This is a genomic window from Runella defluvii (assembly GCF_014195535.1).
Taxonomy (GTDB): Bacteria; Bacteroidota; Bacteroidia; order Cytophagales; family Spirosomataceae; genus Runella; species Runella defluvii.
Genome location: NZ_JACIBY010000012.1, coordinates 201,448 through 216,753, shown reverse-complemented (window position 1 = coordinate 216,753; position 15,306 = coordinate 201,448). Strand labels below are relative to the sequence as shown.

The 15,306-nt window shown below is 45.4% G+C and carries 10 protein-coding genes; 4 read left to right on the top strand and 6 right to left on the bottom strand.

Going from position 1 to position 15,306, the window contains the following annotated elements; translation table 11 throughout:
- The 3 genes from FHS57_RS23825 to FHS57_RS23815 all read right to left on the bottom strand — a co-directional run bounded on the left by FHS57_RS23825 (window position 1) and on the right by FHS57_RS23815 (window position 4,271).
- Complete coding sequence (locus FHS57_RS23825) at window positions 1–390, bottom strand: hypothetical protein (RefSeq protein ID WP_183978084.1); 390 nt, start codon at window positions 388–390, stop codon at window positions 1–3.
- A 120-nt stretch (window positions 391–510) separates the two neighbouring features.
- A complete protein-coding gene (locus FHS57_RS23820; protein ID WP_183978082.1) occupies window positions 511–2,871 on the bottom strand; it encodes a T9SS type A sorting domain-containing protein in 2,361 nt (786 codons plus the stop codon).
- 146 nt (window positions 2,872–3,017) lie between these two features.
- Window positions 3,018–4,271, bottom strand: a complete 1,254-nt coding sequence (locus FHS57_RS23815; protein ID WP_229601436.1) for a cystathionine gamma-synthase family protein — start codon at window positions 4,269–4,271, stop codon at window positions 3,018–3,020.
- Window positions 4,272–4,437: 166 nt separating this feature from the next.
- Between FHS57_RS23815 and FHS57_RS23810 the strand changes: the two genes are divergently transcribed.
- Window positions 4,438–4,902: an Lrp/AsnC family transcriptional regulator gene (locus FHS57_RS23810; protein ID WP_183978078.1), complete on the top strand. Its 465-nt coding sequence runs from the start codon at window positions 4,438–4,440 to the stop codon at window positions 4,900–4,902.
- Window positions 4,903–4,958: 56 nt separating this feature from the next.
- Here the strand turns inward: FHS57_RS23810 and rbp are convergent, their stop codons facing one another.
- Window positions 4,959–5,345, bottom strand: coding sequence for an RNA-binding regulator (gene rbp, locus FHS57_RS23805; RefSeq protein ID WP_028526504.1), 387 nt, complete (start codon window positions 5,343–5,345; stop codon window positions 4,959–4,961).
- A 454-nt stretch (window positions 5,346–5,799) separates the two neighbouring features.
- Here rbp and murA point away from each other — a divergent pair, with 454 nt between their 5' ends.
- The 3 genes from murA (at window position 5,800) to FHS57_RS23790 (ending at window position 10,225) form a co-directional block, all read left to right on the top strand.
- Window positions 5,800–7,107 carry a UDP-N-acetylglucosamine 1-carboxyvinyltransferase gene (gene murA, locus FHS57_RS23800; protein WP_183978076.1) on the top strand — a complete coding sequence of 436 codons (1,308 nt, stop codon included), beginning with the start codon at window positions 5,800–5,802 and terminating at the stop codon, window positions 7,105–7,107.
- A 66-nt stretch (window positions 7,108–7,173) separates the two neighbouring features.
- Window positions 7,174–8,964, top strand: a complete 1,791-nt coding sequence (locus FHS57_RS23795) for a 3-keto-alpha-glucoside-1,2-lyase-like domain-containing protein (protein WP_183978074.1) — start codon at window positions 7,174–7,176, stop codon at window positions 8,962–8,964.
- 13 nt (window positions 8,965–8,977) lie between these two features.
- Window positions 8,978–10,225: an MFS transporter gene (locus FHS57_RS23790; RefSeq protein WP_183978071.1), complete on the top strand. Its 1,248-nt coding sequence runs from the start codon at window positions 8,978–8,980 to the stop codon at window positions 10,223–10,225.
- A 128-nt stretch (window positions 10,226–10,353) separates the two neighbouring features.
- Here the strand turns inward: FHS57_RS23790 and FHS57_RS23785 are convergent, their stop codons facing one another.
- Both FHS57_RS23785 and FHS57_RS23780 read right to left on the bottom strand, forming a co-directional pair.
- Window positions 10,354–11,787, bottom strand: coding sequence for a RagB/SusD family nutrient uptake outer membrane protein (locus FHS57_RS23785; RefSeq protein ID WP_183978069.1), 1,434 nt, complete (start codon window positions 11,785–11,787; stop codon window positions 10,354–10,356).
- Between the two features lie 19 nt (window positions 11,788–11,806).
- Entirely contained in the window at window positions 11,807–15,292 is a 3,486-nt protein-coding gene (locus FHS57_RS23780; RefSeq protein WP_229601435.1) for a TonB-dependent receptor, read from the bottom strand.
- Window positions 15,293–15,306: the final 14 nt, after the last annotated feature.

Here is a 15,306-nt window from a genome sequence, read left to right as displayed (position 1 = left end):
TTATCTTGCCAATGTGTCAGTCCGCACGTCGTCTTTCTTCACTTTTATTGCACTTCTATTTTCTGACACCGTTGGTTTAAACTGGCTCTTGTAATAATTAGGCAATGCCGTCGGATTTTGTGGGCTATTACCAATCACTGGTGCGCTCAAAGCCACAATTGACTCTTGCTGAAAATTAGCACTTCCTTGTCGCTTATAATTGTGTACCGATGCTACGTTGTTGTTCAATTTTAAAGGGGCTACTCGGTCTTCAACCACAATGTTTGCGCTTTTTGTTGTGCTTTTTTGCGAAACAGGGCGCTTGTAGTTATGTGGTGAATTGAGTTGGGCCATTACGGATGTGGTACTCAATAATGCAACAGCTGCTATGGTTGTGATTAACGATTTCATGATTGTAACGATTTATGATTTTTGGAATACGTCCTTCTTTTAGGACATGACAAAGGTACTACACCCATATTAGAGGCGTATTAAGGCAAGATTAGAATAGCCTTAGAATTAACAGTAATTTTAGGGGTGAATAACCACTTTTTGGGTGAGTTCGCGGCCTTCAAACAGAGCTTTGAGCCAGTACATACCAGCCACCGCTTGTACAGTTACTCGGCCATTGGACTGATTTACAGGAATATCACGTCCCAAAACATCATGCAGTTTTATTTGAGCCCGCTCCCACCCTGTCGGGAGTTTTAATTCAAACTGTCCCACATTGGGGTTAGGAGAAATATGCAGTTCGGCTTCGGTCGTTCCTTCCACTCCCAACGGTAGCATTACCTCTACCGTCAACGGGGGCGATGTACGGCTGCATCCATCGCGGCTTACTTTCACCGAAAACGCGCCACTTTCGGCTGTTTCATAGCTCGACGCCATCGCTCCCACGATTTCCTGTCCATTTTTCAACCATTGATAAGTCAACCCTGCTCCTTCATTGGCTTGCAATTTGGCTTTATTGGGGGCATATACAGGTGGATTTGTCACCAAAGTCGCGGAGGCATTGGGTGTTGATTTTATTTCAATGGTTGAAGAAAGTGCGCTTGTTCCACAAACTGAGTCAGAGACCATCACCCGATAGACACCTTCGGTGGTGGTTTCAAAAGTAGATTGGCGATTGGTAATGATTGCCTGCCCGTCGCGCTGCCACTGGTAGGTCAAAAAGCCCAACGAATCGGGGTTTGCTTCTAATTTCACCGTTTGTCCTCCGCACAAAGATGGCGAAGCAGTGGCTAACGTAGCCGTCAATTGGGTATAGCAAGGACGCGTTATTTTGATAACCGAAGTACTGTAGTTAACATTACTTTGATTTCCAATACTGGCATTTTTACTCATCGTAATCACCTGAGAAGTGAGCAAGTAAGCGCCTTTTGTTTCTTTAGAGGGGTAAGCACCTGCCATAAAACGAACCTGATAGTCTGGCTCGGTGACTGTCTTATTAATTGGTGTTTTCCAAAGCAATTTTCCTTCTTTTGAATATTTGCTAAGGGTAAATGTATTAACCACATCAAGATTCCACGTGCCGAGATACGGACTGGCAGTTGGGTTCTTTGTTGAAAATGTTTCAGTCAGCAGTATGCCCCCATCTACATCTTCGCTTGCAACAGCCCGTGCACTTGCGCGGTTTATCGTCCACGCGATTTCGCCTAGTGGATTAATGGCGTACAATTTATCCAAGGTAGTCCCATAGAGCCAGCCATTGCTACCTTCCATCAAATGAAAAAGTGACAGCTTGTTTTTTTCTGCCCCCGTTGGCGAAAGTATGGTTAAATTGTACGGATTCAGGTATTGGGTATAGGCAATGATGTTCCCAGTCGAAGTGATTTTTAACTGATCAACGTAGGTAGGCATCTGATAACTCCACTCACGCGCCCCTGTTTTACTATATTTGGCAAAAAACGTATTCAAAACATTACGGCAATACAGCACAAAACCATCATCGGCCGTTTTTTGAATTTCTACTCCCATATTATTATTCAAATTAGGAATCGAAATCACCACTTCGTTTACTTTCACGCCCTCTCCTGAAAACGTCAACACACGCCCCAACGAATCGCGCTGCGTCAAAACATACCACTGTCCTTGCGTATCCGTTCCCACTACTTTGGTGTACGTCAGTGGCGATTCGACGATGGCACTCCACTTTTCGGTTCCGTTTCCAGTAAGCACCTTCAAGTCAGTCTGCTGGGAAATAATTGTATTAAAATTATTGATGTCCCGTACAGATTTTGAGCTGATAAACGCGGCTTCTTCACCGTGATACATCGGAGTGACGGTAGCACTTGCGCGCCAAGTGGTTTCATTTTGAGTTCGGTTATAGTTGGCCGTAGCAACTGCCCAAACCCGCTTTCCTTGCGCATCGTACCGAACGAGGCTATCACTATAATCTCCCATTGTCGCCGTGGTACTCATGATGAGCGCACCATTTGACAGGGGGTTGACCGAGCTAATATATGCTGGTTGCGATTGGGTAACCTTTCCTATCTCGTCGAAATTAGGGGAGTAATAAGTGCTGGTTGTATAGAATTTATTGGTAGCCTCATCCCAACCACCGCTTAATTTGGTTGAATATCCTTTCACAAAAGCTAATGTGCCGCCCTGCGAAGGCACATAGCTGCCATCTGTTTTGTAAAGACTATCGCGGACAATGCTTCTATAAACAATGGTAGTACTGCACTTAGAAGCACAAAGACGGTACGGAAAACTAAAAAGTATGTTTCCGTTTGGCGTTGCCTTACTCACAGGCCATCCTAAGGCAACCTCACCCAACAAAGAGGCTCCATAGCCTTTTTCCCATTGGGTACGAACATCGAGAGTTGACTGTGCCCAAACTGAGTAAATACTCAAGGCTACTAATAGTGGGGTAAACAATAATCGTTTCATAGTATAAATATTAAAAACGGTGTAGGGAAATGTTACTATTCAATCACTTTAGACGCATTTCACAATAAAATGGTTGGAAAGTACAATAAAAAAGCGAACCTACCATAAAAATAGGTTCGCTCCAATGGCAATAGTTTACTTTTTTACTACACCTGTGCAAGCGCCTGCTCGATGTCCCAGATAATATCTTTGCTGTTTTCAACGCCGACTGACAGCCGTACCATGCTTTCGGTTAAGCCTAATGATAGCTTATGGCTTATCTCTACGCCTGCATGGGTCATAGTATAAGGATGTTCGGCCAAAGACTCGGTGCTTCCTAGACTCACGGCAAGTTTAATCAGTTTAAGCGCGTTCAAAAACCGAAAGGCTTCTGTTTCTCCACCGACCACATCAAAGGCCAACATGGCACCCGAAGATGAATATTGACGACAATAAATCTCGTACTGATTGCCATCTGCTGGGGTCAGAAGCCCCAAATAATGTACCTTTTTGACTTTAGGGTGGGTTTGTAAATAGGTTGCAACCTCTTTGGCATTGGCAGCTTGTTGTTCCATCCGTACTTTGAGCGTTTCCAAACTCCGTAGCAACAACCACCCTGTCCAAGGTCCCGCCATATTTCCCAAAAAAGTTCGTAACGTTTTTGCCCTCATTATCACTTCCTTACTACCACACACAGCACCTGCGATGACATCACTATGTCCACCGATGTATTTTGTGGCAGAATACAGTGAAAAATCAGCCCCTAATTTTAAAGGATGCTGCCAAAGCGGCCCCATGTAAGTATTATCGACTGCAATATAAATTGGGCGCTCGGACATCTTAAAAGCATCTGCCACACGACGGCACATGGCAATATCAATGAGTGCATTGGTGGGGTTTGCGGGCGTTTCAATGTAAATCATGGCCAAGCGGTCTGCCTTTCCTGATTGGAATATCATTTGTTTGATTTCTTCTTCGGTGCTATTGGGCGAAAACTCCAAATAGTGAATGCTGTATTTAGTCAAAAAATGTTTGATAAAATGGTCAGTTCCCCCATACAGTGGACTACTACAAAGCAGCAAATCACCTGGAGTTAGGAACTCCAATAAAATCGTTGTGATGGCTGACATCCCGCTTTCAAACGTAGCGCAATCTTCGGCCCCTTCCCACAATGACAAGCGATTTTCTAAAATTTCGAGATCGGGGTTGTTCAATCGGCTATAAATTAGCCCTTGTTCTTCCTTTTCATTTTTTGGACGCAAGCCGTAAGCTACTTCAAAAAATGCCTTGCCCTCTTCAGCACGTTTGAATACAAAAGTAGAAGTCTGAAAAATAGGGCATTTAATTGCTCCCTCAGAGAGTTCGGGTTTGTACCCGTACGACATCATTAGACTTTCGGGACTAAATTCATGTGTTTTCATACGAAGTTGGTCGTTTTGTTGATAGGCAAAGCAACCATTCTCACGAATCATTATCCACTATTTTTCTTATTTTTAGAAATATATGCTACAATTTGTAATTTCATAGAATATTTTTCCAATTTGATTTCTCTATTTGAATATCTTTAGAAAAAACCACTGACTATCTATGAGTCCTTTAGATTCGATTGACCGTAAGCTATTACAGTACCTCCAAGAAGATGCCCAATTGACCACCAAAGAACTGGCATCAAAGCTTAGTTTAACCACCACACCCGTCCACGAACGCATCAAACGTTTAGAAAAAGAAGGGATTATCACCCAATATGTAGCGCTGATTGACAAGCACAAAGTAGAGAAAGGACTGGTAGGATTTTGTAATGTATGGCTAAAAGAGCACAGTCACCCCTACCTCAAAAAATTTGAGCATGAGGTAGTTTCACTTAAAGAAGTGATTGAATGTTATCACATAGCAGGAAATTTTGATTACTTACTAAAGGTAATGGTCAAAGACATGACAGCCTACCAGCATTTTATCGTCAATAAATTGGCTAAACTCGATAACATTGGCAACGCCCAAAGTTCGTTTGTGATGACCGAAATCAAACATTCCACAGCTTTACCATTGGAATAGACAAAAAAAGAGCCGATTCCAAAGAATCGGCTCTTGCTCTCAATATTGTTGTAAGCTTACCAGCGCTTCTTATAATCGTTATCACGACCACCGCCGCCGCCGTAACCACCGCCACCGCCGCGGTTACCACCGCCACCGTAGCCACCACCGCCACCGCGGTTGCCACCACCGAAACCACCGCCACCCGTGCGTGGACGATCTTCGCGTGGACGAGCCTCGTTTACAACGAGTACTTTACCTAAAAACTCATAACCATTAAGTTGTGAAATCGCTTGATTTCCTTCTTCATCGTTAGGCATCTCGACAAACGCAAAACCACGGCTTTTGCCTGTGAACTTGTCCATAATAATGCGGGCAGACGATACCTCCCCAAATTCCGCAAATAATTCGTTTAATTCGTCATCGTTCGCTTTGAACGGGACATTTGCTACATAAATGTTCATTGTGCATTAATTTGATATAATGTGACTTGGTGCGCTATGGACGGCCTTCGATCTAATACTCCGTCTAGCAAATGACAAGTACACAGCAAGTCGAGAGAAACAGAGAAACTACCTATAGCGAGACAAATATAAAAGTAATTTCCGCTTTATTCATAAAACCAAGAATGTTTTTTGAACTTTTTTAAAGAAAGAAGCAACCCTCGTTCACTTTTTTGCGTACATATACTTGCAAGCCAAAGGTATTGGTCAAATACTTTTAGTTTGTAGGCATACCATGCCTTATTATTTGAGGAACGCACACGCGAAAGTCGTGGACGGCAGTTGCTGTCCACGACTTTTTTTTATGCCCTCGGTGCTTCTTCCAATTGTTATCTTTTTTTAAAAAATGATAGCTTTGCAAAAAAGATACGAACCGAACGTTTATTTCAATCCCCCTAACGCTTATTTCCAACACATGGCTTCATTCAAAATAGCAGGTGGGCATTCATTGAAAGGTGAGATTACTCCCCAAGGTGCCAAAAACGAAGCATTGCAAATCTTATGTGCTGTCTTACTGACCAAAGAACCTGTTACTATTCATAATATTCCCAATATCAGAGATGTAAACCAACTCATTGATTTATTGGGAGATTTGGGGGTAAAACGCACCCGTTTGAGCGACTCGTCCATTCGCTTTGAGGCTTCTGACGTCAACCTCGAATTCATGGAAACCGAAATGTATCGCCAAAAAGCGGCCGCGCTTCGCGGGTCGGTGATGCTTTTAGGCCCTATGTTAGCGCGTTTCAAAAAAGGGCGTATTCCCCGCCCAGGTGGTGACAAAATTGGCCGCCGCCGCTTGGATACTCACTTTTTGGGATTTGAACGTTTGGGCGCAAAATTTGACTATGATGCCAACGACGGCGGATTTTATCAAGTGGACGCCAGCGGGCTGAAGGGCGTTTATATGTTGCTCGACGAAGCATCGGTAACTGGTACTGCAAACATCGTCATGGCGGCCGTTATGGCCGAGGGCATTACAACCATTTACAACGCGGCTTGTGAGCCTTATTTGCAACAACTTTGTAAAATGTTGAACCGCATGGGAGCAAAAATCTCAGGCGTAGGTTCTAACTTACTTAGCATCGAAGGGGTGTCTGAACTTTTTGGAACGGAACACACCATGCTTCCCGACATGATTGAGATTGGTTCTTTCATTGGGTTGGCGGCCATGACCAAAAGCGAAATCACCATCAAAAACTGCTCCGTTCCTGATTTGGGGGTTATTCCAGGTGTTTTCCAAAAACTGGGTATTCAAATGGAATTCCGAGGCGACGATATTTTTATCCCTTCTCAAGAACACTACGAGGTAGAATCGTTTATCGACGGCTCGATGCTAGTTGTGGCCGATGCACCTTGGCCAGGTTTTACGCCTGACTTGTTGAGCATTGTCCTTGTGACAGCGATTCAGGCAAAAGGGACGGTGCTTATTCACCAAAAAATGTTTGAAAGCCGTTTGTTTTTCGTTGACAAATTGATTGAAATGGGCGCCCAAATCATTCTTTGTGACCCCCACCGTGCCACAGTCGTTGGGCTTAACCGCGCTACACAGCTTCGTGGTATCCGCATGACCTCCCCCGACATCCGTGCGGGAGTATCGTTGTTGATTGCTGCCCTGTCGGCCAAAGGAGTAAGTATTATTGATAACATCGAGCAAATCGACCGTGGTTATCAGAATATTGACACCCGTCTCAATGCCATTGGCGCTGACATTGTTCGGCTTTAGTGCGATTTGACTTTAACACGTAATCCAATACCATCGCTGCCGAAAGGCACATTTTAACAAACCAACATGATACGCAAATTAGTACCGCTTTTTAGTCTTGTTTCGTTAGTCGTAAAAAGCCAAACCGTTTCTTTAAATGACCTGAGCTCCTTCAAAAACCCCTCTGCCAACTGGTCGATTGTAGGAGATGCCGTAGTTGACCTTGTTCAAAACAATGCCATGAGCACTACCGCGGGTAAAGGTGTGTTGGCTTGTATTCATCCCAAAGGGAAATACGGTCGTCAGTACGATTTAGTGACAAATTTTGAACACGGTGATGCCGACGTAGAGTTTGACTTTATGATGGCCAGAGGGTCTAACTCAGGCTTTTACCTACAAGGTCGGTACGAAATCCAATTATTTGATAGCTGGGGCGTACGTCAACCCCACGCGCACGATTTGGGTGCTATCTACGAGCGTTGGGATGAATCTAGACCCACTGGACAAAAGGGGTACGAAGGCTATGCCCCTCGCATGAATGCCAGCAAAGCCCCAGGTTTGTGGCAGCACATGAAAATCATTTTCCAAGCTCCTCGTTTCGACGGTGCTGGTAAAAAAATCGCTAACGCAAAAGTCATAAAAATAGAGGTCAACGGCATCACTGTTCAGGAAAACGTAGAACTTGCTGGCCCTACCCGCGGCAGCCTTGACGGAGAAGTAGCCAAGGGGCCTATTCTTATTCAAGGAGACCACGGCTGCGTAGCTTTCCGCAACCTTTCTGTAAAACAATTCGGCGAGCAAGTACCTCAATTAAAAGACCTAAAGTTTGCTCAGTACGATGGCATTTTTATGGCTGAGCCTGATTACAGCAAAACCAAATTGGTCAAAGAGGGTTCGCTGGAAAAACTTACGTACGATGTCGCCAACAAAGACAACGGCTATCTGTTGCGTTTTACAGGAAAATTGGTTGTACCTGTCGCTGGAGAATATCGTTTCCAAACCGTACACAACGGTGGTAATGGCATCCTTCGGGTAAACAACGAGGAAATCTTGAAATGGAAATGGTGGGAAGGCCAAGCTAAAGTTAATTTACCAGCGGGCGAAGTGCCTTTTGAATATGTGTATAACAAAAACACCGACTGGGCAAAGTCATCGCTCGGGTTGTCGATAGAAAGCGACTTTAACCGTGCCATCGAATTGCAAGGATTAGGTTCTGTCAACCTTAGCAATCCTACCAACCCTATCCTTGTTGCCCCAGGCAGCACACCAGTAGTTCACCGTAGCTTTTTCCGTATTGCCAACGAAAACGTTTCACACGGGATTTCGGTTGGTGAGCCTACAGGGATTCACTACGCCGTCAACCTTGAAAAAGGAGCATTGGCCCGCGTGTGGAAAGGTGATTTCTTGGACGTGACGCCCATGTGGAACGATCGTGGTAATGGTATGAGTATTCCTCAGGGAAGTGTGCTAAACCTCAACAACCAGCCAACTTTAGCATTGATTGCGGGTGACCAAACGGCTTGGCCTGCTTCCTACGGCGAAACCGATGGCTTCCGTCAACGCGGATACGAAATCGACGCCGCAGGTCGTCCTACGTTCAAGTATGACGTAGCTGGCGTAAAAGTGGAAGACCAAATTCGCCCCGATGCTGATAGCAAATTCTTGAACCGTGAGCTTCGCATTACAGGAACTATTCCTGCTACGTTGAAATGCCGTTTGGCTTCAGGAAAAGAAATCGTAAAAATCAGCGACAATACCTTTGTTGTCGATAAAAGTTACTATATTCAGGCTGACGGAGCGGCTATCCGAACCATTGGCGGAAATCAAGAGTTAGTAGTGCCCGCAGCGTCAAAAATCAATTATTCGCTGATGTGGTAACTAACCTTAATCCATGAAATATCGCTACCGAACGCTTGCTTTTTTATTCGCGCTTTCGATTATCACTTTTCTTGACCGCGTTTGTATGAACGTTGTCAGCAAGTACGTCAAAGCCGATTTAGGTTTAAACAACCAAGAATTAGGCTGGATTTTAGGCGCATTTTCATTGGCTTATGCACTATTTGAAATCCCGACGGGGGCCATGGGCGATCGCCTTGGCCCCCGTCGCGTTTTGACGCGGGTGGTACTTTGGTGGTCGGGCTTTACTGCCCTGACGGGTACTGCCTTCAACTTTTTGTATTTACTCGTCGTACGTTTTCTTTTTGGTATGGGCGAAGCAGGAGCTTACCCCAACGCCACCATTGCCATTTCGCGCTGGTTTCCTGCCATCGAGGTAGGTCGTGCCCAATCGGCCATTTGGGCGGCGGGACGCATCGGCGGCGCACTCACTCCCCTGCTGGTCATTCCGTTGGTTCATGCGGTGGGTTGGCGCTGGGCATTTGTGGTACTAGGAGTTGTGGGAGCGCTTTGGGCAGTGGGTTGGTTTATTTGGTTCCGCGACGAACCCCACACCATGGAAGGCATTTCCGAAGAAGAGATTCTGGAGATTGAAACGGGTAGAAATCTCAAACAGACCGACCACGCCATTCCGTGGAAAACCATTATTCTCAATCCCGACATCTGGGCCTTGATGTTGATGTGTCATTTGTTTTTTTACGGCTCTTATTTCTTCACCAATTGGTCTTCAACCTATTTTCAAGAAGGCCGCCACATGACCGAAGAACAGTCAAAAAACTTCATTTCATTGTCTTACTTTTTGGGCGCTATTGGCTGCGTAGTAGGTGGTATTCTCAGCGATTTTCTCACCAAAAAATACGGTTTAAAAGTAGGCCGTCGCGCCGTTGCACTCACGGGTTTGGGCTTATCCAGTTTCTTTTTCTTAGCCGCTGGCCTGACGCCCGACGACCAGTTAGCGGGTTATTTGTTAGCCATTTGTGTATTGACCAAAGACTTAGCCCTGCCCGTTGCCTTTGCGGTGTGCGTGGATATTGGCAAACGAAATGCTGGAACGGTAGCTGGCTCAATGAATTTCGCGGGACAAATGGGCGGGTTTTTCATCACGATTATCTTTGGAATGGTGGTCGAAAACACCAAAAACTTCAACATACCCCTGTTTCTAATTGCGGGTTGTTTGTTCGTAGCCGCGTTGCTCTGGCTCAAAATTGACCCTACCAAAACGGTGAATTTGAAAGAAGGATAAATCTTCTAGCACTTAACTTTACTGACAAAAAGCAAGCGCAGCCCCGTATCATAGGGCTGCGCTTTTTGTATTTCTAACAATGGTAGATATAGTTTAAATGGCCGAGTAATAGGCTGTTATTGCTAACATTAGTACCCTGGATTTTGCTTAATCTTGGATGGATTAATATCTATCTGGCTTTGCGGAACGGCAAAAACGAGGTTATTTTCGGTTAAACTGGCTTTAATCCCAATGGCTTGTGCCTTGGCCGTTAGTACGGAAATAGCGCGGCCTGTTCGTACTAAATCAAACCAACGATGTCCTTCAAACGCCAGCTCCATACGGCGTTCTTGCTCGATAGCTAGGCGCATTTCGGCCTGATTTAACGTGCCTTTTGCGGCTAACCCCGCTCTTTGACGAACGCGGTTGAGGTAAGGCAGGGCCTCCGCAGGTTTGGCCGTTTCATTGAGGGCTTCGGCATACATCAATAACACATCTGCATAGCGTAACACAGGAAAATTATCTTCCGAATCACCACTGACGGTGGGAGCATCCGAATATTTACGGACGTAATTATATTCAACACGCACTCCTTGGGCGTTGGTATAACCCGTTGCCATTGAGGCATTTTGGCGTAAATCTCCCGCTTCGTAGGCATTTACAAAATCGGCGGTGGGGCGGTTGTTCCCTCCTCCTCCAAACTGTACCACTGCGTTACCTGAGTTTTCAGGAGCGTAGGTATTGGGGAGGCCGTTTCCTTCTCCGATTGAACCTTTTTTGTATTGAATATCAAAAATCGATTCTTTATGGTTTTTGTTGGCCGCTTTGAATACATCTGCGTAGTTGGGCAACAAATCATATACGCCACCGTCGATGACCTCTTTAAGCTTTGTTGCTGCTTCGGCATATTGTTTACGGGTCAAATATACTTTCCCGAGCAACGATTTGGCCGCCCCTTTGGACGCGCGCCCTACATCAGCTCCTGTATATCGGTCAGGAAGGCTTGCTTCAGCTTCAGTCAAATCTTTGACGATTTGGGCATATACATCTGCTACCGCCGCTCGGTCATAATTATATCCTTCGGCAGGGTCGGTTGTTTCTTTCAGCACCAACGGCACATCGCCAAATACCCTTACTAAGTTAAAATACATCAGCGCCCGCAAAAACTTGGTTTCTCCAACAACCCGCTTTTTAAGGTTCTCGTCCATTGTAACTGCGGCAATCCGATCAATAATGGCATTGGCGCGGTAAATACCACGGTAGCCGTCGTTCCAGCGAGTAGCTAAGAAAGGATTGGTGGTACGGAGATAAAACTTATCAAACTCGTCTTGGTCAGTAACCGAACCTGACAATACGGGTGTGGTATCGTCGGATGGTATTTCTGAAACTACGTAGTAACTGCCATATTGTCCCGAGGACTGAAGTGAGCCATAGGTCGCATTGAGGGCAATCACCATGTCATTGCCAGTCTTATAAAAAGTAGCAGTGCTGGTAGAGGAAATAGGGGCAAGTGCCAAAAAACTCTCTTTACAACCGCTCAGACTTAGTACGACGGCGGTAAGGTATATGTATCTTCTTTTCATTGTGTTACCGTTTTTGGGATTAGAAACCGATATTCAAACCTATGGTATAGGTACGCGCCAATGGATACGAGCCATAATCGACCCCACCCGTAAGGGCGTTTTCGTAACCACTCACTTCAGGATTGAAGCCAAGGTATTTGGTGGAAGTAAAGGCATTTTGGATACCACCATACAACCGAAGGCTTTGGATTTTAACGCGCTCAAGAGTTGCTTTTGGCAAGTTATAACCTAGGGTGATGTTACGAACTCGGAAGTAACTTGCACTCTCAACCCAACGGCTCGAAATAGCGTTATTGTTGCCCGTCGTTCGTTGATTGGCACGCGGGACAATCCCATTGCCTGGGTCTTGCGGTGAACGCCAGCGATTAAGTACGGTCGATAATTGATTTTGACTTCCTTCTAAGTTCTCAATAAAACGGCGGCTCAAGTTTAGAATTTGCCCACCTTGAATTCCTTGAACGGTAATTCCAAGATCAAAACCTTTGAAAGACAAGGTATTCGTCATACCATAAATAAAATCAGGCTGGTTATTTCCGATAATCGTGCGGTCGTCAGCATTGATTTTACCGTCGTTGTTGATATCCGCAAACTTCACATCACCAGGGCGCGCCGTGGCATCGTGTGGGTAGCTGTCTAAATCGGCTTGGTCTTTAAATACGCCCAATTGCTGATAGCCGTAGAAGTTTCCAAGTGGTTTCCCAATGACAGTAATGTTGGTTTCCCCCACACCCGTACCACTTCTAATGGCATCGCCTGTGGGCCCGAGTGCCAATACTTTGTTGCGGTTAAACGAAACATTCAAATCTGTCGTCCATTTCAAATTACCAGTTGTATTACGAGTCACAAGGCCAAATTCCATTCCCTTATTTTCGACTTTACCAATATTACGGCTAGCCGTTGAGAAACCTGTGAGGGTAGGAACTTGTACCGAAAGTAGCAAATCGGTGGTGATTCTTGAATAGTAATCGGCAGTGAAGAAGATTCGATTTTTCCATAAACCTAACTCCAAACCAATATCCGTTTGACGGCTTTTTTCCCAAGTTAGGTTATCGTTACCGATGGTAGAAGTGGCCAAACCATTGACAAGGGCATTTCCGAACACGTAGTTGTCTGCCCCCAAAATACCGATTGAACCATAATTAGAAAAGGCATTGTTTCCTGCCAAACCATAACTCACCTTGAGTTTCATTTCGGATATGGTCGGAATGTTTTTCATGAATGGCTCTTCTGTAACGCGCCAGCCAATAGAAGCTGATGGGAAGATTCCATAACGCTGATTCATCCCAAAACGAGATGAACCATCGCGGCGAATAGAAGCATTGACCAAATAACGGTCTTTATACGTGTATCCTACGCGGGCAAAATAGGAGGCCAACGACCACTGATCGCGCAAAGAACTACCACCGATGATAACGCCCGCGTTGACTGTACGTACAATATCGTTGGGAAATCGGTTAGCGTTGACACTATTGGACTCAAAATCATTTTTTTGTGCTTCAAAACCCACCAAAGCATCCACATAATGGTCGGCCATAAAGCTGACATTATAACCTAACGTATGGCTTGTAACCCAGTTGATGGATTGACGCGTAGCCGAAGATCCTGAATTCGCGTTGGGTGGCAACAATTGATTCAGGGGAATGGCCGATGTCTGGAATTGATTTTGACGGAAATAATTTAAGTCAGCACCAAAAGTAGCGCGGTATTTGAGGGTTTTCCAGATGGTCAAATCTGCGTATGTATTGCCCAACAAGCGCAATGTAGTTGCCGTATTGTCTAACTCCGTAATGTTAGCCACGGGATTGGTTACCCCCGCCCAGTCATACGCTCCTGCAATCGAAGCTTGAGAGTTGTAGGTCACGCCATCTGCTTGGTAAATTGGAATGATAGGTGCTTGCGATAAAGCGGCGTTGATGACCCCATTACTTGCCCAGTGTCCATCCGAATTGACGCGGCGCTCGGTCGTAAAAGAAGGGCTAACGCTCATTCCAATTTTCAATTTTGGCGACAATTGGGCGTCGATATTGGAACGGAACGTATAGCGTTTTAAACCCGAAGTATTGATAATACCGTCTTGTTTCAAATAATTTCCCGAAACCATGTACTGAACTTTATCTGTCCCACCCGAGCCCGACATCTGGTAACTACTAATGGGTGCTTGCCTAAAAATCAGGCTTTGGTAGTCGTATGAAGTCAAAGCGGCAAGATTGTCAAAGTCGATACCAGGGTATTCGCCACGTGGATAACGATAGCGGTTTCCTGCGGCGCGTACGCTGTTGGGGTCAGAAGCTTGCGCACCCGTTACGCGCTCTAAATAAGCATTGTTGGAGGCTTCTTTGCTAAATTCCGCAAATTGTTGGGCATTGAGCATGTCCATTTTTTTGCTAATTTCTTGCACACCCGTATAATAATCAAAATTGATACGGCTGCGTCCTGCTTTACCCCGCTTGGTCGTAATCATCATTACCCCGTTGGCTCCTCTTGAACCAAAAATAGCGGTAGCGGAGGCATCTTTCAGTACATCGACACTTTCGATATCGTTGGGATTCATCAGGTTAAGACCGCTACCGTTGGTTAGATCGCCTGAGTTAAGGGGTTGCCCATCCACCACAATCAACGGCCCATTTCCTGCGCTGATTGACCCAAACCCTCGGATTTTCACCGAAGGGCTGTTGCCAGGTGCACCTGTAGTTTGCTGAATCAACACCCCAGGAAGTTTTCCAGCCATTCCTTCTGCCACGTTGGTTACGGGCATGTCCTTGATGTCCTGTGCGCTGATAGAGGCGATAGAGCCCGTTACGTCTTTCCGATTTTGGGTACCATAACCCACTACCACGACTTCGCTCAGGGCTTTGACATCCACTTTTAAGGTAACATCTACGGTAGTACGGCTCCCAACGACAAGTTCTTGGGCTTCATAACCAACGAAGCTATACACCAACGTGACGTTCCCTTCTGGAATACTGAGGTTGTACTTACCATCGCTGTCTGTAATAGCCCCTTTGGCTGTGCCTTTTACCACCACACTTACCCCTGGTAACCCTCCCCCACTTTCATCGATTACTTTTCCGATTATTTGTCGGTCGATGGGGGCGAATTCGTTTGGGTGGACAGACGTTTGATTGGACGTGGCCGTTTTTTCAGCTTTGACTCGTTTGAGTAAGATACGATTACCTGCTACTTCGTATGCCACTTCCATGGGCGTGAGTAAGCTTTCAAGTACAACCGCCAAGCGTTCGTTGTTAACGGCTAGAGATACACGCTGCGTACTTTTTAGCACGTTGGAGCTGTACATAAATTGCACATTCGTCGTTTTTTCGATGCGCTGAAGCACTTTTTTGATTTCAGCACTTTCAAAACTTAGCGTGAGTCGTTGATTCAGGAGTTCCTGAGCGTGCATTTTGTGGGCATGGGATATACTCAAAAATAGCACAGCAACCATCAGTTGCGTCAAAGTAAACCTCATAATTCGAAGCCAAAATTGACCAGTAAAAAGGTTTTGCATAAATTTGTCTGGGT